The organism is Nocardia nepalensis (genome assembly GCF_048910785.1).
Classification (GTDB): Bacteria; Actinomycetota; Actinomycetes; order Mycobacteriales; family Mycobacteriaceae; genus Nocardia; species Nocardia nepalensis.
Window position 1 is genome coordinate 125698 of sequence record NZ_JBKBET010000003.1, and the last position, 25314, is coordinate 151011.

Annotated in this window: 2 protein-coding genes; both read left to right on the forward strand. The window is 69.3% G+C overall.

The genetic code is table 11. The features are described from left to right. Nucleotides 1-24429 (forward strand): non-ribosomal peptide synthetase, encoded by a 24429-nt coding sequence (locus ACHQ4I_RS01205; RefSeq protein WP_420769764.1) that lies wholly within the window; start codon nucleotides 1-3, stop codon nucleotides 24427-24429. Next, entirely contained in the window at nucleotides 24423-25208 is a 786-nt protein-coding gene (locus ACHQ4I_RS01210) for an FkbM family methyltransferase (RefSeq protein WP_420769765.1), read from the forward strand. The genes ACHQ4I_RS01205 and ACHQ4I_RS01210 overlap by 7 nt, the downstream gene beginning before the upstream one ends. The last annotated feature ends 106 nt before the right edge of the window (nucleotides 25209-25314 follow it).

Genomic DNA, 25314 nt, shown 5'->3' on the forward strand with positions numbered 1-25314 from the left:
ATGAGTCCGAATTCAGCCACGTCTGCCGACCGAGATTCGGAATTGATTCCGCTTTCGAGGGCGCAATACGGAATGTGGCTCGCGAACAACCTACCGGGCGGCCCGAACGTTAATATCGCGCACTACGTCGAGATCGAGGGACCGATAGACTACCCCGCGTTCATCAAGGCGATCAACGACGCCGGCCACGAGACCGAGTCGCTCGTGGTCCGTGTGGTCGAATCCGGCGGTCATCCCTATCAATTCGTCGATCGCAGCATCGTCTACGACGAACCGCTGCTGGATCTCAGCGCCGAGGACGATCCGTACGCCGCGGCGATGGCATGGATGCGCCGGGACTACAACAGCAAGGCCGTCGATCTGGCCCGGGACCGACTCGCCGCGACGCGGCTGATTCGGCTCGGCGCGGACCGGTATCTGTGGTACGCGCGCGCCCATCACCTGGTGATCGATGGTTATGGCGCGTTCAACGTCCTGAACCGGATAGCCGAGCACTACAACGCGCTGCTGGAGGGCAGGCCGCCCGCCCCGCTGGTGGCGGCCCGGTTGGCCGACATCATCGCGGCGGAGCAGGAGTATCGCGCTGGCCCCCGATTCGTCAACGACAAGGCGTACTGGCTCGACAAGGTAGCCGATCTGCCGCCGACGACGAGTCTGTCCGGTCGCACCGCCAAATGGAGCGAGGACGACCGCTTCGCCGGTCGGCGACTGCCGTCGCGGCTGACCGCGGGGCTCGACCGCTTCGCCGAGGATGTGCACGCCTCGCCGGCACAGGTGCTCGGAGCCGCCTTCGCCGCGTTCCTCGCCCGCATGACCGACACCGACGACGTCGTCTTGTCGCTGACGGTGACCGGACGGGTGACGATGCGCCTGCGCAAGGCCGCCGCGATGTTGGCGAATATGGTGCCGATCCGATTCGCCGTGGACGCGACGACCACCGTGGAAGAGCTGATTCGCGCATCGGTATCCGAGCTCGTCCTGGCGATGCGGCATCAGCTCTACCGGTTCGAGGACCTGCGCCGCGATTCCGACGCGTTGGACCCGGCCGCGACCTCGTTCGGCCCGATCGTCAACATCCTGTTCTTCGATTCCGAGATTCGCCTCGGTTCGGCGGTGGGCCACTACCGCGCTCTGACCTCCGGAGCGCTGGACGATATGCAGCTGAACCTGTACCGCTCCGGGGCCGACGCGCCGCTGCTCATCGAATTGCACGGCAACGCCAATCTGTACAGCCAGGACGAACTCGACGTGCACACCAGTCGATTCGTCGACTTCCTGCAGCGCATGATCGCCGCGCCCGTCGACACCCGCGTGCTCGACATCCCGCTCGCCGACCCCGCGGAGGAGCAGCGCATCCTCGGCGAACTCGCCGGCCGCGACGGCGTGGCGCCCACCGCGACGCTCGTCGACATGCTGACCCGGCAGGCCGCGGCCACCCCGTCCGCGGTCGCGGTCACCGCGGGCACGACCGCCCTCACCTACCACGAGCTGGACGAGCGTTCGAACCGGTTCGCCCGCACGCTCATCGCCCGCGGCGCGGGGCCGGAAACGCTGGTGGCCATCGCGATGCCGCGCGATGCCGATCTGATCGTCGTGGCGCTGGCCGTATTGAAGTCGGGCGCCGGATATCTGCCGCTGGATCTGGCGCACCCGGTCGATCGACTCGACTATGTGCTGAACGACGCAGATCCGGTCGCGGTCGTGACGAAACGAGGTCTGCGCGATCGGGTGCCCGGCGACCCGGGCCGAGTGGTGCTGTTCGACGACGACCGGGAAGTCGAGATCGCGCATCCGATCACCGATGCCGATCGCACGCGCCCGCTGCGCCCCGACAACATCGCCTACGTCATCTACACCTCCGGATCGACGGGGCGGCCGAAAGGCGTGCCGATCACCCATCGCGCGGTGGCCACCTACCTGACGAACGCCTGTGCCGAGATCGGAATCCGCGCCGACGACGTCTGGACGCTGTTCCATTCGTTCGCGTTCGACTATTCGGTGTGGGAGATTTTCGGCGCGCTGGTCACCGGCGGTCGTGTGGTCGTGGTGGACGGCCCCACCACGCGTTCGCCCGACGACGTGGTGCGGCTGGTGACGCGCGAGCGGGTGAGCGTCTTCAGCCAAACACCCTCGGCCTTCGATCAATTCGTGAGCGCCCGAGGGCGCTATGCGGATGCGGGCGAGCCCGACGGTGAGCTTGCGCTGCGGGTGGTCGTTCTCTCCGGCGAGGCGCTCGATCCGGCCGGTTTGGCGACCTGGTACCGGCACAATCCGAACCTGCCCGTGCTGGCCAACAGCTACGGCATCACCGAAACCACCGTCTTCGTCACCTATCTGGAGCTGACACCGGACATGGCCGTGCCGGGTGCGCCGAGCACGATCGGGCGGCCGCTGCCGGGGTTGCGCGTCTACATCCTGGACGAGCACTTGCGCCCGGTGCCGCTGGGAGCCTGGGGCCAGATCTACGTCGCTGGCGGCCAACTGGCCCGCGGCTATCTCGACCGCCCCGGAATGACCGCGGGGCGCTTCGTCGCCGATCCGTTCGGCCCGCCCGGCACGCGTCTGTATCGCAGCGGCGACGTCGCTCGCCGAAACGCCAAGGGCGAGTTGGAATATCGCGGGCGCGCCGACAAGCAGGTGCAGCTGCGCGGGTATCGGATCGAGCTGGACGAGATCCGCGGCGCGCTGTTGAGCCACAGTGCGGTCGCCGCGGCGGTGGTCATCGTGCATCTGCCGGGGACCGAAGCGGCCCGGCTGGTCGCCTATGTCGTGCCAGCCGACGGCGCGGTCTGCGGATCCGAGGCGCTGCGCGCGCACGTCGCGTCGCTGCTGCCGGAGTACATGGTCCCGGCACACATCGTCGTTTTGTCGGCGTTGCCATTGACCGTCAACGGCAAAGTGGATTATCGGGCGCTGCCCGAGCCGGCCATCGATTCGGCCGCGGTGTACGTCGCGCCGAGCACCGTCGTCGAGGAGACCATCGCCGACGTCTTCGCCGAGGTTCTCAGTATCGAGCGGGTCGGTGTGCTGGACGACTTCTTCGAACTGGGCGGCAATTCGCTCACCGCGACCAGCGCCGCGGTGCGGATCGCCGGGCTGACCCGCTGTGACGTGTCGGTGCGCGACCTGTTCGGCGCGCCGACCGTCGCCCGACTCGCCGCCCATATCGACGCCGGGCAACTCTCCAGCCGCCCCGCCCTGCGGGCACAGCCGCGCGTCGAGCCCATCCCGTTGGCACCGGCACAGAACCGGATCTGGCTGCTCAATCAGGCCGATCCGACCTCGGCGGCCTACAACATTCCACTGGTGCTGCAGCTGACCGGACACCTCGACGCCACGGCGCTGCGTTCGGCGCTGACCGACCTGCTGCAACGACACGAATCCCTGCGCACCGTCTACCGGGCCGTGAATGGTCAAGGGACGCAGGTGATTCTGCCCGCCGAGCAGGTCGCCGCCGATCTCGATCCGACCCCGCATCCCACCGATCCCGACGAGCTCGAGCACCGAATCCGTGAGTTGGCCACGACCGGCACCGATGTGCGCCGACGTCCGCCGATCCGGGTCGCGCTGCTCGCATCCGCCGACCATCGACGGCACGTCTTGGTCGTCGTCCTGCATCACATCTGCTGCGACGGATCGTCGCTGCCACCGCTCGCGGCCGATTTCGCGGCCGCCTACCGAGCGCGGTCGCAGGGGCATGCGCCGGACTGGCAACCGCTGAGCCTGCAGTATGCCGACTACAGCATCTGGCATCGCAGCGTGCTCGGCGACGAAAACGATCCGGACTCGCTCGCGGCAGACCAATTGCGTTATTGGACAGCGCAATTGGCGGGAATGACGCGGCTGCTGGAACTGCCGGCCGACCGCCGGCGCCCGGCTCGCCGGTCCATGCTCGCCGACGTCGTCGACACCGTGATCCCGGCCGGGACACGCGCCGGGATCGAGCGGGTGGCTCATGCGGCGAACGTCACCAGCTTCATGGTCGTGCACGCCGCGGTGGCCGTCCTGCTCGCCCGGCTGTCGGGCTCGGCGGACATCACCATCGGGACGCCGGTCGCAGGCCGCGGCGAGCGCGCGCTGGAACCGCTGATCGGCATGTTCGTCAACACGGTGCCACTGCGCACCCAGGTGCGCGGCGACGAATCGTTCGCCGAGTTTCTGACCCGGGTCAAAGACATCGATCTCGATGCCTTCGCCCATAGCGACCTGCCGTACGAACGCGTCGTGGAGGTGGTCGATGCGATGCCGTCGGCGGCGCACGACCCGCTGTGCCCGGTATACCTCGCCTTCGAGAACATGGACAGCCCGAGCCTGGAGCTGTCCGAACTCACCGTCGAGGTGCTGGATCCGGGACCGCAACCGGCGAAGGTCGATCTCATTGTCACCGTCGCCGAGAACACCAGCGCGGCAGGCGATCTCGGCCTGCGGATCAACTACGCCACGGACATGTTCGATCGGACGACGGTCGAGGATTTCGCCGGGCGGCTGAATCGGATCCTCGCATCGGTCGTGTCGAATCCGCAGCAGCGCATCGGTGTGGTCGATGTGCTGTCGGCGAGTGAGCGCGCCGCGCTGGTGCCCGCGTCCGGCGGCCCTGCCGAGCCGGCGCGGGTGCTGGCGGAGTTGCTGACGGTCGAGAATCCGGACGCCGTGGCGATCGTGTCCGCGCAACGCACGGTGTCGTACGGAGAGTTGGATGTCTGGTCGAATCGGCTCGCTCGGTTGTTGATCGAGTGCGAAACGGGTCCGGACGACCAGGTCGCGCTGGTGCTGGGGCGGTCGGTGGAACTCGTGGTGGGGATATGGGCGACGGCGAAGGCCGGTGCGGCATTCGTCCCGGTTGATCCGCGCAATCCCGCCGAGCGGGTCGCGCTCATGGTCGGGCAGGCCCGGGTGGCGCTGACGGTGCAAGCCACCCGAGACCTGCTGCCGCCCTCGGTACCGCGGCTGCTGCTCGACGATCCGGGCACCGAGGTCCGCATCGGCTCGCGATCCCCGGCCGCGGTGACCGATACCGATCGGATCCGGCCCTGCCGGGTCTCGAACTCGGCGTACGTGGTGTACACCTCGGGGTCGACGGGCGAGCCGAAGGGCGTCACCGTGACGCACGCGGGCTTGGCGAATTTCGCCGCCGAACAGCGAGAACGCTATCGGATCGACAGTTCCGCACGGGTGTTGCAGGTGGCGGCTCCTGGCTTCGACGCACTGGCCCTGGAGCTGCTGATGGCACATCCGAACGGTGCCGCGCTCGTGGTGTCGCCGCCGGATGTCTTCGCCAGCGACCGGTTGGCGGAATTGATTCGTACACAGCGGGTTTCGCATGCGTTCATCACGCCGAGCGTGCTCGCGACCATGTCGCCCGACGGTGCGGGCTCCTTGCAGGATCTGGTGGCCGGTGGCGAGGCGGTGTCGGCGGAAACGTCCGCGGTGTGGAGTCCGGGCCGTCGGTTGTTCAATGGCTACGGGCCGACCGAGACCACGATCATGGTCGCGATCAGCGACCCGCTGCGCGCCGATGCCCGCGTCACGATCGGTGGCCCGATTCGCGGTGTCGAGGCCCTGGTACTGGACGAGAATCTGCAGCCGGTGCCGGTCGGGGTGACCGGACAGCTGTACATCTGCGGCATTCACCTCGCCCGCGGCTACCTCGACCGGCCCGCGGATACCGCATCGTCGTTCCTCGCCGATCCCTTCGGCACGCCGGGTGCCCGCATGTACCGCACCGGCGACCTCGCCCGCTGGACGCCCGAGCACACCCTGGAATACATCGGGCGCACCGACTTCCAGGTGAAGATCCGCGGCCAGCGCATCGAGCTCGGCGAAATCGAAGCCGTTCTCGCCGAGCATCCCACCGTGGCGGCGGCAGTAGTGGTCAGTGTGGCGACGGAGAGCGGACCGAGACTCGCCGCCTACGTCACGCCGGCGATCGATGCCGTCGACGCCGCGGAATTGCGGGCCCACGCCGCGCAACGCCTGCCATCACATATGGTTCCGGACGCGGTGACAGTGCTCGACGCGCTGCCGCTCACCTCGGTGGGCAAGGCCGATCGCGCGGCATTGCCCGCGCCGGTGTTCGCCGCCGAGACCGAATTCGTCGCACCGCGCGATGCGGCCGAGCAGATCGTCGCCGATGTGTGCGGCGCTGTGCTGGGCATCGATCGCCTCGGCATGCTCGACAACTTCTTCGACCTCGGCGGCAACTCGCTCTCGGCGACGCGGTTGGCGGCACGGCTGAGCGCCGTATTCGGCGTCGATGTTCCGCTGCACACCGTCTTCGACGCGCCGACCCTGGCGGCATTCGCGCAGACGCTGAAGGCCATCGAGGCACCCGGGCGGGAGCCGCTGGTTGCGCAGGAGCGGCCGGCACAGATTCCGCTCTCCCCCGCCCAGACCCGGATGTGGTTCCTCAATCAGTTCGACACGAGCTCGGCGCTTTACAACATCGCGCTCGTCGTGGGCATGTCGGGACCACTCGACGTGGCCGCCCTGCGCGCGGCGATCGCCGATGTGCTCGACCGCCACGAGGCGCTGCGCACCGTCTATCCGGACAGCGACACTGGACCACACCAGCTGATCGTGCCGGCCCGGGCGGCACTGCCCGCACTGGACCCGATCGAGGTGGCGGCGGACGACGTCGAGGCGCACGTCGCCGCGGCCGCCACGGCCGGATTCGACGTCACCCGCGAGGCGCCGTTCCGAGTCACGTTGCTGCGCAGTGCCCGCGAGCAGCACACCCTGGTGCTGATCGTCCATCACATCAGCTTCGACGGGTCCTCGATCGCCCCGCTGGCCGCGGACCTGGTGACCGCCTACAACGCCCGCACGCGGCAGCAGGCACCCCAGTGGCCGCCGTTGCCCGTGCAGTACGTCGATTACGCACTGTGGCAACGGAAACGGCTCGGCGCCGAGGACGAGTCGAACTCCCCCGCCGCCACTCAGCTCGAGTATTGGCGAACGGAACTCGCCGACCTGCCCGAAGTGCTCGACCTGCCCACCGATCGCCCGCGCCCGGCCCGGCAATCGTTCCGCGGTGCGACGGTGTCGGCGATGCTGCCCGCCGACCTCGGTCGCGACATCATCGCGCTGGCCCGCCGCCACGACGTGACGGTCTTCATGGTGCTGCACGCCGCGTATGCCGCACTGCTGGCCCGGCTTTCCGGAACCGGCGACATCGCGGTCGGCACACCGATCGCCGGTCGCGGCGAACCGGGACTAGAGCGCCTGATCGGCATGTTCGTCAACACTCTGGTGCTGCGCACCCATATCGAGCCCGGCGCGTCCTTCCTGCGGATCCTGGAGCAGGTGCGGGCGACCGATCTGGCCGCCTTCGACCACGCCGACATTCCGTTCGAGCGGATGGTCGAGGTGCTCAATCCGCCCCGCACGACGGCACACGCGCCGTTGACACAGGTGGGATTCTCGTTCCACAACATCGAGATTCCCACCGTGGAATTCGAGGGCCTGACGGTGTCGGCGCGGGCCGCCGATCCGAGTGTGGCCAAATACGATCTGCATCTCAACCTCGTCGACACCGCGGCGCGCGACGGTGAACCGGGCGCGATGGCCGTCGAATTCGGCTACGCGACAGACCTTTTCGACGAGGCGACGATCACCTCCATGTTCGATCGATTCGTGCTGCTGCTGCGGGCGATGGTCGCCGATCCCGCCCAGCCGGTCGGCGACGTCGAGCTGCTGACCGCGCAGGAAGCACGCGAACTGGCCGTGCGCGAGACCGGGGGGACGATCCCACTGCCGTCGGCAACGGTCGCGGACATGTTCGCCGCCCAGGTCGCGGCGACGCCGGACAGCACCGCGGTGCTCGACGCCGAAGACGGCACGCGGCTGCGCTACCGCGAATTCGCGGCGCGGGTGAACGCGCTGGCCCGCGCGTTGATCGGACGCGGGGTGGGCCCGGAAACCATTGTGGCCGTATCGATGCGGCGCTCGGTCGACCTGCTGACCACGCTGTATGCCATCCACGCGGCCGGCGCGGCCTATCTGCCCCTGGACCAGGACCATCCGCGCGATCGCGTACGCGCCGTGCTGAGCGCCGCGCAGCCGATGGCGGTGCTCACCCGTCCCGGCGACGACACGAATCTGCCCGACCACGTGCCGGCATGGACGCTCGCGGAACTCGACACCGAGCACCAGGATCCATCGCCGGTGACCGACGCCGATCGGCTCGGGCCGCTGCTTCCGGAGCATCTGGCCTATGTCATCTATACCTCCGGTTCGACCGGGGTACCGAAGGGAGTGGCGGTACCGCATGCCGCGGTGGTCAATCAGCTGCGCTGGATGCGTGAGCACTACCACCTCGGCGACGATGTCATGCTGTTGCGGACGCCGGTCACCTTCGACCTGTCGGTCTGGGAGTTGTTCTGCCCGTTGATGTCCGGCGCTACGTTGGTTGTCGCGGGTCCCGACGGGAGCGGGGATCCGCCCGCGGTTGCCCGGCTGATCGCCGAACATCATGTGACGACGGCCGATTTCGTGCCATCGCTGCTGTCGGTGTTCCAGGAGACGGCCGTCGGCCGCGAATTCCCGGATCTGCGGTGGGTGCTGTGCATCGGCGAAACGCTGCCGGCCGAAACCGTCCGGCGATTCCGCGATGTCAGCAATGCGCGCATCGACAACCTGTACGGGCCGACCGAGGCCGCGGTCAGCGTCACCGCGTACCACGTCGACGGGGTCGACGGCGCCGCGGTGCCGATCGGCGTACCCGAGCCGAATGTGATTGTGCACGTGCTGGATTCGCGACTGCATCCGGTGCCGTCGGGGGTGACCGGTGAGCTGTATCTCGGCGGCATCCAGCTGGCCCGCGGATACCACCACCGCCCGGGTCTGACGGCGGCGACGTTCATCGCCGACCCGTTCGACGGCACGCACGGAACCCGCCTCTATCGCACCGGCGACCTGGTTCACTGGGATAAGCGCGGCACCCTGCGCTACGTCGGCCGCGCCGACGACCAGGTGAAGGTTCGCGGACTGCGGATCGAACTGGGCGATATCGAGGCCGCCCTGCTCGCGCACGACCAGGTGAGCGCGGCCGTCGCCCGGGTGCACCACCCCGGCCGGGACGAACAACGCCTGGTCGCCTACGTCGTCACCCAGGACGCCTTGGACGCCAAGCAGATTCGACTTTTCCTGCTGGAGCGGCTGCCGGCCTACATGGTGCCGTCGGCGATCGTCCGGATCGACGCCGTGCCACTGACGGCCAACGGCAAGGTCGACTACCGGGCCCTGCCCGAACCGGAGCCGAGCGACCATGAGGCCGACTACCGGGCACCGCGCGGGCTGGTGGAGCAGGCCGTGGCCGAGGTCTTCGCCGAGCTGCTCGGCCTGCCCACGGTCGGCGCCGACGACGACTTCTTCGACCTGGGCGGGAATTCGCTGATCGCCACCCGCGCGCTGAGCCGGATCGGGGCCGTGGTGGACGCGACCGTCCCGGTGCGAATGATCTTCGAGGCCCCGACCGTCGCCGAGTTGGCCGAACGCATCGCACAGCTGCGCGGGGTGCCCGGCCTACCCGCCCCGACGCCGCAGCCGAGACCGGAGCACCTGCCGTTGTCGACGGCGCAGGCCCGGATGTGGTTCATCAACCAGTTCGATCCGGCCTCGCCCGGTTACGTTGTGCCGCTGGCGATTCGGCTCGACGGCGTGCTCGACGTCGAGGCGCTCGCGGGGGCCGTCGGGGACGTCGTCGCCCGGCATGAGAGCTTGCGGACCAGGTATCCGGCGATCGACGGCACGCCCACGCAGGTGGTGTCGGACGCGGCCGATGTCGTCGCGGGCTGGGACCTCACCCCGCAGCGGATCGAGGAGCACGAGCTGGCCCGCCGGCTGGCCGCGTTCTCGAATACCGGGTTCGATGTGTCGAAGGGCGTGCCGCTGCGAGTAGCGCTGTATCAGCTGTCGGATACGGCCTGGGTGGTCGCGGTGGCCGCGCACCACATCAGTTGCGACGGCTATTCGGTGGCACCGCTTGCCGCCGATATCGTGACCGCCTATCGGGCGCGGACCAGTGGAAACCTTCCGGATTGGGCCCCGCTCAGCGTCCAATTCGCCGATTACGCCCTGTGGCAGCGCGAGGTGCTCGGCTCGCCCGACGCCCCGGACTCGCCCGTGTCCCGCGATATCGCCTACTGGCGAACCCGACTGGCGGGCATCCCGGAACTGCTCGAGCTGCCGACCGATCGACCGCGCCCGATCGAGCAGACTCACCACGGCGCGGTGCTGCAGGTGGAGATTCCGGCCGAGCTGCAGGGCCGGGTGGAGGCATTGGCCCAGCGAGCCAGGGCCACGACGTTCATGGTGGTGCACGCCGCGCTCGCGGTGCTGCTGTCGCGGCTGTCCAGCAGCGACGACATCACGATCGGCGTGCCGCACGCGGGCCGCGGCCACCGGGAGCTCGACAACCTCGTCGGAATGTTCGTCAACACCTTGGTGCTGCGCACCCGCGTCACGCTCGAGCAGACCTTCACCGGCCTGCTGGATGCGGTGCGGCACAATGATATCGAGGCCTTCGACCATGCCACCGTGCCGTTCGAGCAGCTGGTGGAGGCGCTGAATCCGGCGCGGTCGACGGCGCATACGCCGTTGTTCCAGGTGATGCTCGCCTACCAGAACATGGTGCGGGCGCACGTGGAACTTCCCGGTCTCACCATCGAGACCATCGATCCGGGCGACAGTGCCGCGATCTATGACCTGCTGCTCATGATGACCGAGGACCACGGGCCCGACAACGAGCCGACCGGCATGACGCTGCGCCTGACCTACGCCACCGATCTGTTCGACGCCGACTCCGCGCAGCGTTTCGCCGATCGGTTCGTGCGCCTGCTCGACGGTGTCACGACCGACGCCGACGCGCCGATCGGCGATATCGATGTGCTCGATGCCGGCGAGCGGCAGCTGGTGCTCGAGCGCTGGAACGACACCGGCGGCCCCGTCTCGGTGGGCCGGACCCTGGCGGAGGCCTTCGCCGACCAGGTCGAACGCACCCCGGATGCCCCGGCGATCGGGCTTGCGGACGGCGCGGCGCTGACCTACCGGGAGTTCGCCGCCCGCGTCAACCGGTTGGCCAGGTGGCTCATCTCCCGCGGCGCACGGCCGGAAACCGTGGTGGCGGTGGCTGTTCGGCGCTCGATCGAGCTTGTCACCGCGCTGTATGCGGTGGTCGAGGCGGGTGCCGCCTTCCTGCCGATCGACCCGGACCAACCGAGTGCGCGCATCGCCGATGTGCTGGGCGCGGCACGTCCGCTGCTGGTGCTCACCACCTCAGCGGATGACGACGGGCTGCCCGCGGGATTCGATTCCGTTCGCATCGATCGAGTGGAGGTGGCCGAGCTGTCCGGCGCCCCGATCATCGATGCGGAACGGCGCGCGCCGCTGCGGCCGCAGCACGTGGCCTACGTGCTGTTCACCTCCGGCTCCACCGGCGTTCCCAAGGGCGTGTCCCTGACCCACGCCGCGACCATGAGTCAACTGGCGTGGGCGCAGCGGCAGTGGCCGCACGCCGCGTCCGATGCGGTGCTGCACAAAACGCCGATCACCTTCGACATCGCCGTGTGGGAGTTGTTCTGGCCGTTGCAGATCGGCGCGCACATCGTGGTGGCCGAACCCGACGGGCACCGGGACCCGAGCTACCTCGCCGGCCTGATCGCCGGCCGCGAGATCAGCACCGCGCACTTCGTGCCGTCGATGCTCGACGTCCTGCTCGAATCCGTCGGCGATACCGAATTGCCCTCCATCCGAAGGCTTTTCGTCGCCGGTGAGGCGCTCGCGCAGCACACGGTGGACGCCGCGGCGCGCATATTCCCCGAGGCCGAGGTGGTGAACTGGTACGGCCCGGCGGAGGCGGAGGTGGTCACGGCTGCGCGCTGCCTGCCGGGTGCGCGGACCCCGGCGACGGTCCCGATCGGCGCGCCCGTGGCGGGCATGCGGGTCTATGTGCTCGACAAGCGGCTGCGACCGGTGCCGGTCGGTGTCGTCGGCGATCTGTACGTCTCGGGTGTGCAGGTGGCGCGCGGATATCACGCTCGCCCCGACCTCACCTGCGCTGCCTTCGTCGCGCACCCGTTCGGGGCGCCTGGGGAGCGGATGTATCGCACGGGTGACCTGGTGCGGTGGACGCGCGGCGGTGAACAGGAATTCCTGGGCCGCAGCGACTTCCAGGTGAAGGTGCGCGGTCAGCGGGTGGAGCCGGGCGATATCGAAGCGGCGGCCTGCGCGCTGCCGGAGGTCGCTCGCGCGGTCGCCGTCGCGACCTCGGAACGCATCGTCGCCTACGTGACGCTGGTGCCCGCGGCGGTGACCGATGGGCGCACGATCCGCGAACAGCTTTCGCACATGCTGCCGTCATATCTGGTGCCGGCTCGCGTCGAGGTGCTCGACGCCATGCCGCTCAGCTCGAACGGCAAACTCGACCGCGCCGCCTTGCCGCAGCCGAGGTTCGACGACCGCGAGGAATTCGTCCCGGCTCGCACCGATCGCGAAGTGGCACTGGCCGATATCGTCGCCGCGGTCACCGGTAGCGAGCGGGTTAGCGTGCGGGCGAACCTGTTCGAGATCGGTGTCGACTCCCTGTCGGCCGCCCGGATCGCCGCCCGCGCCGAGACGGCGCTCGGCGTCGTAGTCGGCATCCGCGATATTTTCGAGGAGCCGACGATCGCCGGATTGGCGGCACGGCTGGCCCAGCGGACGCGGGCGGCGCTGATCCCGCTCGCGCCGCGGCCGCGCCCGGCGGCGATCCCGCTCGCGACGGCGCAACGCCGGCTGTGGTTCATCAACCAGTTCGACACCGCCTCCGCGGCCTACAACATCAGCTTCGCGGCCCGGTTGACCGGCGCGCTCGACGTCGCGGCGCTGCGGGCGGCGTTCGGCGACGTGGTGGCTCGGCACGAGCCGTTGCGGACGGTGTATCCCACGGTCGGCGGCGAGCCGTGCCAGGTCGTGCGGGATGCGGCGACCGTGATCGACGACTCGGCACTGGATCCGGAGCCGGTCGCCGACGAGGCCGTGCTGGGCGAGCGGATACGGCAGATCGTCGAGACGGGCTTCGATGTCGCGCACACGGTGCCCATGCGAGCGCGGCTGTATCGGACCGGCCCCGACGCGCATGTTCTGGTGTTGGTCGTGCATCACATCGCCGCCGACGGCGCGTCGATGGCGCCGTTGGCGCGCGATGTGTTCGCCGCCTACCGTGCACGGCTGAACGGCACAGCGCCGCAATGGAAGCCACTGCAGGTCCAGTACGCCGACTATGCGATGTGGCAGCGGGAGGTTCTCGGCGCCGAGGACGATCCGTCGTCGATGATCGCGCAGCAGATCCCCTATTGGACCGACACTCTCGCCGACGCCCCGGAGCTGCTCGACCTGCCGACCGATCACCCTCGGCCCGCGACCATGTCGATGGTCGGCGGCAGTGTCCGCTTCGGCATTCCGCAGCGGCTGCACGATGAGGTCGTGCGGCTGGCCCGTCGCGAGGGCGTCACCGTCTTCGTGGTGCTGCACGCCGCGCTGGCGATCGCGCTGGCGCGCACCGCGCACACCGATGACGTGTCGGTCGGTACGCCGGTCGCGGGCCGGGGCATCCCGGCACTGGAGGATCTCGTCGGCATGTTCGTCAACACCGTGGTGCTGCGCACGCCGGTCCGCGACGACCGGTCGTTCCGGCAACTCGTTGCCGAGGTGCGCGGCATCGACCTCGAGGCGCTCGCGCATGCGGATCTGCCCTACGAGCGGTTGGTCGACGCGCTCGACCGGCCCCGGTCGACGGCGTATACGCCGCTGTATCAGGTGCTGTTCGGGTTGCAGAGCACCGCCGCGACCGGGTTCCAGCTGCCCGAGGTCGATGTCGAACTGCTCGATCCCGGTGTCGCCCAGGCCAAGACCGATCTCATGGTGTTGCTGACCGAACGCCTCGACGGTGCTCGACCGGCCGGGATCGAGGGTGAAATCATCTATGCGACAGATCTTTTCGTGGAATCGTCGGCGGCAGCGCTGGCCGAGCGGTTGCGCCGCGTCCTCGACGCGGTCGTCGCGGATCCGACCCGGCCGGTGGGTGACATCCCGCTGATCGGAGTCGAGGAGGCCCAACGGCTGCTCCCGGCGCGCGGCGGCGACGCCCCCGCGCCGCGTCTGCTGCCCGATCTGCTGGCCTCGGCCGTGGCAACGACTCCCGAGGCGATCGCCCTGATCGACGGCGCCCGCGCCCTCAGCTACGGCGAGCTCGACGCGCGCGCCGATCAGCTTGCGGCGCAGCTGCTTTCCTGGGGTGCGGGGCCGGGGATGTGCGCCGCGCTGGTCGTGCCGCGCTCGGCCGACTATCACATCGCCATGTGGGCGATCATGAAGACCGGGGCCACGTTCGTGCCGGTGGACCTGCGTTATCCGCCGGAGCGGATCGCCTATCTGCTGCACGATTCCGGTGCCGAGATCGGCGTCACGGTCGCGGCCGCGCGGGCGTCCCTGCCAGAGGGCCTGCGCTGGCTGGTATTCGACGACCCGCACACAGCCGCCGAGATCGCCGCGCGTCCCAGCCATGCCATATCGGACGCGAATCGCCCACGCGCCCTTCGGCTTCAGGATGCGGCATATGTGATCTACACGTCGGGTTCGACCGGCACGCCGAAGGGCGTGGTGGTCACCCATGAGGGGCTGGCGGCCTTCGCGGCCGAGCAGCGTGAGCGTTACCGGGTCGAGGCCACCTCGCGCGTGCTGCAAGCCGCGGCACCCGCGTTCGACGCGGTGCTGCTCGAAGCCCTGATGGCGCATGCGGCCGGCGCGGCGTTGGTGATCTCGCCGCCCGAGGTGCTCGGCGGCGCGGATCTGGCCGAACTGATCCGGACCCACCAGGTGACACATGCGTTCCTGACACCGAGTGTGCTGGCGACGATGTCGCCCGGCGAGGTGGATTCGCTGCGGATGCTGGCGGTCGGCGGCGAAAAGGTGGCGGAGGATCTGATCGCCGCCTGGTCGGCCGGGCGGCGGCTGCATCACATCTACGGCCCGACCGAGACGACGATCGTGATCACGATCAGCGACCCGGTGCGGCCCGGTGCGGTCCTCACCATCGGCGGACCGATCCGCGGCGCCGAGGCGGTGGTGCTGGACGGCCGGCTGCGGCCGGTGCCGATCGGCGTGCCGGGGGAGCTGTACTTCTCCGGGGCGGCGCTGGCCCGCGGTTATCTGAATCGTCCTGGGACAACCGCACGTTCGTTTGTGGCGAACCCGTACGGTCCGCGGGGTTCGCGGATGTATCGCACCGGCGATATCGTCCGCTGGACCGAGCAGGGCACGCTACAGTACGTCGGCCGCGTCGATTTCCAGATCAAGATTCGCGGCCAGCGCGTCGAGCTGGGCGAGATCGACGCCGCGCTGCTGACCCATCCGGCGGTCGCGACCGCGGTCACCGTGAGTCGCCGAAGCCCCGCCGGGCGTCCGGTGCTCGCCGCGTACGTCACGGCCGAACCCGCAATGGTCGTCGAACCGGACGCGGTGCTCGATCACGTGGCCGCCGCCCTGCCCGCACACATGGTGCCGGCGACGATCACGGTACTCGACCACCTGCCGCTCACCTCGACCGGCAAACTCGATCGAGAAGCGTTGCCGGAGCCTGTTTTCCAGACCACCGAAGACGCCGCCGTCACGGCATCGACCGACCTGGAACGCACCATCGCCGCCGCCTTCGCCGACGTCCTCGGCGTCACCACGGTGGGCGCGACGACCTCCTTCTTCGCGCTCGGCGGCGACTCCATCATGTCGATTCAGCTGGCCGCCCGCCTGAAGTCGGCGGGGGTCGCCGTGACGGCCCGAGACATCTTCGAGCACAAGACGGTTCGCGGGCTGGCGCAGGTCGCGCGGGCCGCCGAACGGGCGACGCTCGCCGAGCTGCCCAGCGCCGGTGTGGGCGAGATTCCGTGCACGCCGATCGTGTCCTGGTTCGTCGAGCGACTCGGGGCGCCTGCTCGGTTCGCGCAGTCGATGCTGGTGCGTTTGCCGCGTGACGCGCGCGTCGACGATGTGGTTGCCACCGTGCGGGCGATCGTCGAACACCACGACGTGCTGCGCTCGCGGCTCGACGGGCACCGCTGGGAGGTGTTGGCGCCGAGCGCCACCGACGCCACCGGTTCGGTCTCCGTGCGGACCTTCGGCGCCGGGGAGACTCCGGGCAGCGCCGGTTTCACCGCCGTGGTGGAAGCGGCGTCCGCCGCGGCCTACGACCGGCTCGATCCGGCGGCGGATCGGCTGGTGCATGTCGTGTGCCTGCTGCCCGAATCCGGTGTGGACGCCGAGGGTCGGGCCCTGATCGTGATCCATCACTTGGCCGTCGACGCGGTGTCGTGGCGAATCCTGGTGCCGGACTTCGTGACTGCTTGGGAGCAGATCACCCACGGCCGGGCGGTCGAGCTGGCCGCACCGGGCACCTCCATGCGTCGGTGGGCGCACGCGTTGATCGCCGCGGCGGGCGAGCGCGCCGGGGAAGTCGAGCTGTGGCAGCGGATCGGTTCGGCACCGGATCCGCTGCTCGGGCGGGCGGAGCTGGATCCCGCGCGGGACACCCAGGCGACGGTGCGTGAGCTGACCGTATCGCTCCCGGCCGAGGTGACCTCGTTGCTCGATGAGGTGGCCCACGCCGTGCGCGGCAGCGTCGAGGATGTGCTGCTGGCCGCGCTCACCGTGGCGCTGACGCGCTGGCGTGGGCGTCGCGGCGACGCGCACGCGGGCATGAAGGTCATGCTGGAAGGGCACGGCCGCGAGGAGCAGATCGCCGCGGGGGCCGACATCTCCCGAACCGTCGGCTGGTTCACCACCCGCTATCCGGCTGCGCTCGATCTGAGCGGCATCGATCCGGCGGACCTGCGCGCGGCGGTGAAATCGGTCAAGGACCAGCTGCGCGCCATCCCGGACAAGGGCATCGGCTACGGCCTGCTGCGCCATCTGAACCCCGAAACGGCCGACCGGCTCGCCGCACTGCCCGAGCCGCAGATCAGTGTCAACTATCTCGGTCGGGTGGGCGTCGATCTCGCGGCACTGTCGGATCTGCCGTGGGTGCCCACCGACGAACCCTTCGACCGCCGGGCCGCCTTCGATCCGGATATGCCGGCGGCGGCGGTTCTCACGATCGATGTGAACATCGTCGACGCCGCGGCCGGACCGCGGCTCTCGGCCTATCTCGGCTACGCCTCGCGGCTGCTCGACCACGACGAGGTGGCCGAACTCGCCGACGAATGGGTCGATGCGCTGACCGCGATCGTGGTACTCGCGAACCAGGACTGGGGGCTGTCGCTGGCCGACGTTCCGCTCGTCGATCTCACCCAACGCGATCTGGACGAGTTCGCCGACCGGTACGGACCGCTGAGCGAGGTGTGGCCGTTGGCGCCGCTACAGGCGGGGCTGCTGTTCCACGCCGAGATCGCCGCGGGCGGGCTCGATGTCTACCTCGCGCAATCGGCGCTCACCCTGACCGGCGTGGTCGACGAGAACCGGCTGGAGCGCGCCGCGCAGACCCTGCTCGCCCGCCACCCCAACTTGCGGGCCGCCTTCACACGCACCGCGCAAGGCGTTGCGGTGCAGGTGATTCCAACCGACGTCGCCGTCCCTTGGCGCAGCATCACGCTGTCCGGCGATACAGCCGAGTTGAACGAGGTGATCGAGGCGGAGCGGGCGACCGGATTCGATCCGGCCGATCCGCCACTGCTGCGATTCCTGCTGGTCGCGGTGGGACCGCACGAGTTCCGGCTGCTGGTGACCGCGCATCACCTGCTGCTCGACGGCTGGTCGTTGCCGCTGCTGTGGCGTGAGCTCATCGGGTTGTACGCCGCGGACGCACAGCCGCAGTCGCTGCCCGCTGCCGCGTCCTACCGCGACTATCTGGAATGGCTCGAACGCCGTGACCGCACCGCAAGCGTCGAGGTGTGGCGAGACGCGCTGCGCGATATCACCGAGCCGACGCTGATCGCCGGTGCGCACACCGGGACGACCGCGACCATCCCGATCGATCTGACGATCGGTCTCGATCGCGATACGACAGCGGAGTTGGTGGACTTCGCCCGCGCACACGGGGTCACGATGTCGACGATCGTGCAGTTCGCCTGGGCGGTGGTGCTGAGCAACCAGCTCGGGACCGAGACCGTGGTGTTCGGCAGCACGGTGTCCGGCCGACCCGCCGACGTCCCCGGAGTCGAGTCGATGATCGGTCTGTTCATCAATACGATTCCGGTCGCCGCCGACGTGCGCCGGGACCGGACCATCGCCGACACGCTGACGCGCCTGCAGGCCGACAATGCCCGGCTGCTCGACCATCACTACCTCGAGCTGCCGCAGATCCTGGCGGCCGTGGGCGTCGTCGCCATGTTCGACACCCTCGTCGTGTTCGAGTCCTACCCCGTCGACAGCAGCGGACTTGGTGAAGCCGACATCGACGGGATGCGGGTGATCGCGGCGGACGGCCGCGACGCCGCGCACTACCCGATCACCGTGCAGGCCCACCACACCGACACGCTGCACGTCCGCCTGCGCTATCAGCCGGACCACATCGACGACGAGACGGCATCCGGTCTCGCCGCCCGGCTCGACATCGTGCTGCGCGCGATCACGACCGATCCGTACGCGCGGCTCGATTCGGTGGATCTGCTGTCCGCGGCCGAGCGGCGGGAGTTGGTGCCCGCGACGGGTGGCCCTCCGGTGGCGCCGCAGCTGGTGGCCGAGTTGCTCGCTGCCGGCGTGGAAGTGAATCCCGATGCGGCAGCGCTGGTTTCGGGTCGGCGCACGATGTCCTATGCCGAGTTGGACGCCCGGTCGAACCGGCTGGCGCGGCAGTTGGTCGAGTGGGGCGTCGGCCCCGGTGATCAGGTCGCGCTGGCGCTGGGGCGGTCGGCGGAGTTCGTGACGGGTCTGTGGGCGGTGACCAAAACGGGTGCGGCGTTCGTGCCGATCGATCCGCGCAATCCGGCCGAGCGCGTGGCATATATGGTCACCGACTCCGGTGTGCGGGTCGCGCTCACCGTCGCGGCGACCCGGGATCTGCTTCCCGACCCGGTGCGCGCGCTGGTCCTCGACGATCCGGACACCGAGGCCGCCATCGGGGCGAAGTCCGCGGCGACCATTACCGACGCCGAGCGCCCGCGGACGCCGCGGATCCAGGACGCGGCGTATGTGATCTACACCTCGGGGTCCACCGGAGTCCCGAAGGGCGTCGAGGTCACGCACGCGGGGCTGGCGAATTTCGCCGCGGTCGTGCGCGACCGATTCGGTGTGGACACCAGCTCGCGGGTGCTGCACGCCTCGGGTCCTGGTTTCGATGTGACGCTGCTGGACATTCTGCTCGCGCACACCAGCGGCGCATTGCTGGTGGTGGCGGAACCGGACGCGTTCGCCGGTGTCGAGTTGGCGGAACTGATTCGCACGCAACAGGTTTCGCATGCGTTCCTGACCCCGAGTGTGCTGGCCACCATGGCGCCGGCCGGGATGGATTCGTTGCGCGTGCTGATGGCCGGCGGCGAGGCGGTGACACCGGAGTTGGTCTCGGTGTGGTCGCCGGGCAGGCTGTTGTTGAACGGATACGGACCGACCGAAACCACGATTCTGGCCGGGATCAGCGGTGCGTTGCTGCCCGGTGATGTGGTGACGATCGGTGGACCGATTCGCGGTGTCGAGGCCGTCGTCCTCGATCCGTGGCTGCGGCCGGTGCCGGTCGGGGCGGTGGGCGAGTTGTACCTCGCGGGCAGCCAGCTGGCCCGCGGGTATGTGCACCGGTCCGGCGCCACCGCCGGGTCCTTCGTGGCGAATCCGTTCGGCGCCCCCGGCGCGCGCATGTACCGCACCGGCGATCTGGCCCGCTGGACCGCCGACCACGCCGTGGAGTATCTCGGCCGCCGCGATTTCCAGGTCAAGATCCGCGGTCAACGCATCGAACTCGGCGAGATCGAAACCGTGCTGTCCGAACATCCCGGCGTCGACCACGCGGTGGTCGTGCTGCACACCGATGTGCGCGGCACCGGCCGGCTCATCGGCTATCTGGTCGGCGACGGCCGCATCGATCCGAGCGCCGTCAAGGCCGCGGCCCGGCGGCACCTGCCCGCGCACATGGTGCCCGATCTGCTCATGCCGCTCGCCGAACTCCCGCTCACCGCGACCGGCAAGCTCGATCGGGCGGCGCTACCCGCGCCGCAGTTCCCGGACGAACAGGAACGGATCGCGCCGCGCACCGAGACCGAACAGCGCATCGCGGATATCTTCGGCGAGGTCCTGGGCATCGACGCGGTGGGCGCGACGGACAGTTTCTTCGACCTCGGTGGCAATTCGCTGTCGGCGACGCGGGCGGTCGCGCGATTGCGCAAGGCATTCGGGGTGAGCCTCGGTATCCGAGACCTGTTCGACGCACCGACCGTCGCCGACCTGGCCGCGCATCTCACCACGGCCGAGCGACAGCTCACGGTGCCGCTGACACCGCGCACCCGTCCGGCGCTGGTGCCGCTGTCCCCGGCCCAGCAGCGGATGTGGTTCCTCAACCAGTTCGACACCTCGGTCGGCGGCTACAACATTCCGCTGGTGATCCGGCTGCGCGGCGAACTCGATGTCCCTGCGCTGCGGCGGGCGTGCGCGCTGGTCATCGACCGGCACGAGTCGCTGCGCACCAAATTCCCGATGATCAACGCGATGCCCTGCCAGGTCACCGTCGACGTCGATGAGGTGGCGCCGGCGCTGACCCCGATCCGGGTGAACGAACAGCAGGCGCTCGAGCGGGCGGCGGCGGTGGTCTCCGCGGGCTTCGATGTGACCCAGGCACCGCCGATGCGAGCCGAATTGTTCGCCCTCGGCGACCGCGATCACCTGCTGGTGATCTGCGTGCACCACATCTGCGCCGACGGACAGTCGATGATGCCGCTCGCCCGGGATGTGGCACTGGCGTACGAGGCGAGCCGGCAAGGGACACAACCGAACTGGCCACCGCTGCCGATCCAGTACGCCGACTACGCCTTGTGGCAGCGCGAGGTGCTCGGTGACGAGCACGATCCGGATTCGCTGGTCTCCCGGCAGCTGCGATTCTGGACCGACACCCTCGCCGGGCTGCCCGAACTGCTCGAGCTGCCGACCGATCTGCCGCGGCCGCCGGTGGCGTCACTGCGCGGCAGCACCGTCGATTTCGAGCTGCCCGCCGAATTGCACGCCCGCATCGACGCCCTCGCCCGCGCGGCCAACGCCACGGTGTTCATGGTCCTGCACACCGCGCTGACCGTACTGCTGGCCCGGCTGGCCGGTGTGGACGACGTGGCGGTCGGGACCCCGGTGGCCGGTCGTGGCGATCGCGAACTCGACGATCTGATCGGCATGTTCGTCAACACGCTGGTGTTGCGGTCGCGGGTGTCGTCCCAGCAACCGTTCGCCGAGTTGCTCGCCGCCACCCGCGAGACGGATCTGGCCGCGCTCGCGCATGCCGACGTGCCGTTCGAGGAGGTCGTGGAGGCGCTGAATCCGCGCCGGTCGACCGCGCACGTGCCGCTGTATCAGGTGACCCTCGACGTCCAGGATCTCAGCGCGGCCGCGTTGGAGCTGGCGGGGCTCACCGTCGAGCCGGTCGAAGGAGGCTTCGACCAGGCCCGCGCGGATCTGAATGTGAAGCTCGTCGAACAGTTCGACACGGCGGGCGCGCCGAACGGCATGCTCGGCCGCTTGACCTTCGCCGCCGATCTGTTCGTCGAGCAGACGATGTCTCGCTTCGCGCGCGCGTTCACCCGAATCCTGGAGCAGGGGACCGCGAATCCGGCTGTCGCCGTGGGCGATATCGACATCGTGGACCCCGACCAGCGGCGCGAAGTGCTCGATGCCGCCGGCGTCGACGGCGGCGCGGTCGCCGAGGTGACCCTGGCCGAGCTGTTCGCCGCCCGGGTCTCGGCCCAGCCCGATGCGATCGCGGTCACCGACGGTGTCTCGCGGCTTAGCTATGCCGAGCTCGATCGGCGCGCGACCGAGCTCGCGATTCGGCTCGCCGAGCACGGTGTGGGCCCGGAAACCCTGGTGGCGGTGGCATTGCCGCGTTCGGTCGATCTGGTCGTCGGGCTGCTCGCGGTGGTGCGCGCGGGCGCGGGATATCTGCCGCTGGATATGGCGAACCCGCCGCAACGGTTGCGCTTCATCCTCGACGACGCGCGTCCGGCCGCCGTGCTGACCTCGGCCGACATCGCAACGGACGTACCGGAATACGCGGCGCCGACGGTCCTGATCGAAGAATCCAGGGACGTGCCGCCGGACTATCCGATGCCCGCGGCCGCGCGGCCGGACAACCTCGCCTACGCGATCTACACCTCCGGGTCCACGGGCACCCCGAAGGGCGTGGCCGTCAGCCACCGCGAAGCCGTCACCCTGTTCACCCATGCCGCCGAGCGATTCGACCTCCGCGCCGACGACGTGTGGACGCTGTTCCATTCCTACGCCTTCGATTTCGCGGTGTGGGAGATGTGGGGCGCGCTGCTGAGCGGCGGTCGGGTGGTCGTGGTCGACTACAACACCTCCCGGTCGCCGGAGGCGTTGGTGGAACTGGTGGCGCGCGAACGCGTCACGGTACTGAGCCAAACGCCTTCGGCGTTCTACGGATTCGTCGAAGCCGAGCGGGGGTACCGCGAATCCGGGTGCAGCTGCGGCGATCTCGCGTTGCGGTATGTCGTCTTCGGCGGCGAGGCCTTGGATGCGACACGGTTGACCGGCTGGTTCGCCGCGCACCAACCCGGATCGCCGCGATTGATCAATATGTACGGGATCACCGAGACGACCGTCCACGTGACCTTCGCCGAGGTCGACGGTGCGGGCGCCGCCGGGATCGGCGCACCGCTGCCGGGGTTGCGGGTGTATGTGCTCGACGACCGGCTGCAGCCGGTGCCGATCGGGGTACGCGGCGAAATCTATGTCGCCGGACGGCAACTCGCACGCGGCTACCTGCGGGCGCCCGCGTCGACGGCGAGCCGCTTCATGGCGAACCCGTTCGATCCGCTCGGCGGCCGGTTGTATCGCACCGGCGATGTCGGGCGCTGGCGCAAGACCGCCGGCGGGCTCGAATTGACCTACGCCGGCCGGGCCGACGCACAGGTGCAGTTGCGTGGGTACCGGATCGAGCTGGGTGAGGTGGAGTCAGCGCTGCTGCGGCATCCGGCGGTGTCGCGGGCCGCGGTTGCGGTGCACCGCCACGAGCGCGAGGTGGATCAGCTGATCGGCTACGTCGTGGGCGGCGACGGGCAGCGGATCGATCCGGGCCAGGTCCGGGCGGCCGCCGCCGAAGTGCTGACCAGTTACATGGTGCCGTCGGTGATCATGGTCCTGCCCGATCTGCCGCTGACGGTCAACGGCAAGCTCGATCGGAAAGCGTTGCCCGCGCCTGATTTCGAAGGAGCGGTCCAGCGGTTCGTCGCCCCGCGCACGCACACCGAGAAGGTGATCAGCGACGTGTACGCGCAGGTCCTGGGAGCCCCGCGGGTCGGGGTGACCGATGGGTTCTTCGATTTGGGCGGCAATTCGCTGCTGGCCACCATGGCGGTGACCGAGTTGAGCGCTCGCGGGGTGACGATCGAGTTGCCCTGGATGTTCGAGGATGCGACGCCGAAGGCCCTGGCGCGCCGGGCCGACGACGCGGAAGGCAACTCCGGGCTGAAGGTCTTGCTTCCATTGCGCGCGAGCGGATCCGGACCGGCGGTCTTCGCCGTGCATCCGGCGGGCGGTCTGGCGTGGTTCTATGGCGGCCTCGTCGGACATCTGCATCCGGATCGCCCGGTGTTCGGGTTGCAGGATCCGCACGTCGTGGCCGGCGAACCGGATTCGCAGTCCGTCGAAGAACTGGCCGACCGCTATGTGGCCGAGATTCGCCGCGCGCAACCGACAGGTCCGTACCACCTGCTCGGCTGGTCATTGGGCGGACAGATCGCGCACGCCATGGCGGTCCGGCTGCAGCGCGACGGTGACCGGGTCGGCATGCTGGCCCTGCTCGACTGCGCCGCCGAGGCACCGCAGCAACCGGCTCGCACCGACCAGCGCGCACCGGGACAGCTGATCGCCGATCTGCTCGGCGGCTGGCGAGAACTGTTCGACCTCGGCGACGAGGTGGAGGCGAGCAGTCATGAACGAGCCTGGAACGTCATCCGCGACCAGGTGGTCGCGACGGGCCTGTTCACCGCCGAACAGACCGATCGGCTGATGCACAGCTTCCGGACCGCGAGCGAAATCTCCGCCGCGCACCGGCCGCACGTCTTCGACGGCGACCTGGTGTTCTTCACCGCCGGGAAAGACCACCCGGACCACGACGGGCTCGTCCACACCTGGCGGCCCTACGTCAGCGGCGAGGTGCACAACGTCGTCGTCGACGCCCGCCACCTGGAGATGAGCCATCCGCATGCGCTGGCCATCGTCGGCCCTGTCCTGGAAAGGTTCATGCAACGATGCTGACCGATTTGCAGCAACTGCGTCTCGACGACGGCAGAACGGTGACCTGCACCAGTCCGGCCGAGGCCCGCATGTTGTGGGGCGAGACGTCCTCGGCACGCGGGTTCTACCGGCGGGCCGCCGAAAGTCTTCGCCCCGGCGACATCGCTCTCGACATCGGCGCGAATATCGGCCTGACCGCGATGATGTTCGCCGACACCTGCCCCGGGATCCAGGTCATCGCCGTCGAGCCCGTGCCGATGACCTTTCGTTGCCTGGACCGCAACATCGCAGCGCATGTCCCGGGCGGGATCGCCCTGCAGATCGCGGTCGGCGCGACGCCGGGCACCCGGCCGTTCACCTGGTATCCGCGCGCCACGGCGAACTCCGGTTTCTTCGCCGACCGCGAGGCGGACGACGAGGCCACTCGGATCTATCTGCGCAACTGCGGCCTGGACGACAAGGCCATCGCGCTCATCACCACCGGGCTGCACGACGGCGTGCCCTTGGAGGTCGAGGTCACCACGGTCTCGGCGATACTCGACGAATATTGCCGCGACCGGGAGATCGGCTTGCTCAAAGTCGATGTCGAGCGGGCGGAGTTGGACGTCCTGCGCGGCATCACCGACGCGGACTGGCGCCGCATTCACGCCGTCGTCGCCGAGGTCCACGACCTCGATGGCCGCCTGCGAGAAGTCCGCGAGCTGTTCGATCGGCATGGAATAGCGGCGCAAATCCAGCAGGATCCCCGTTTGATCGGAACCGAGATATACGAGGTGTTCGCGACCAGGCCCCGCGCCTGAAGTGCTGGCCGCGCAGGCGATCGCGGAACCCGCGCAAGCTCACTGAGCGCCATGTGTCCCCCGTCGTCCTGCGCATTCACAGCGGCTCGGCCCGCGTCGAGCGGTT

Coding starts and splice junctions, on each gene's coding strand:
- ACHQ4I_RS01210 (WP_420769765.1), top strand. CDS start 24,423: ATGCTGACCGATTTGCAGCAACTGCGTCTCGACGACGGCAGAACGGTG.
- ACHQ4I_RS01205 (WP_420769764.1), top strand. CDS start 1: ATGAGTCCGAATTCAGCCACGTCTGCCGACCGAGATTCGGAATTGATT.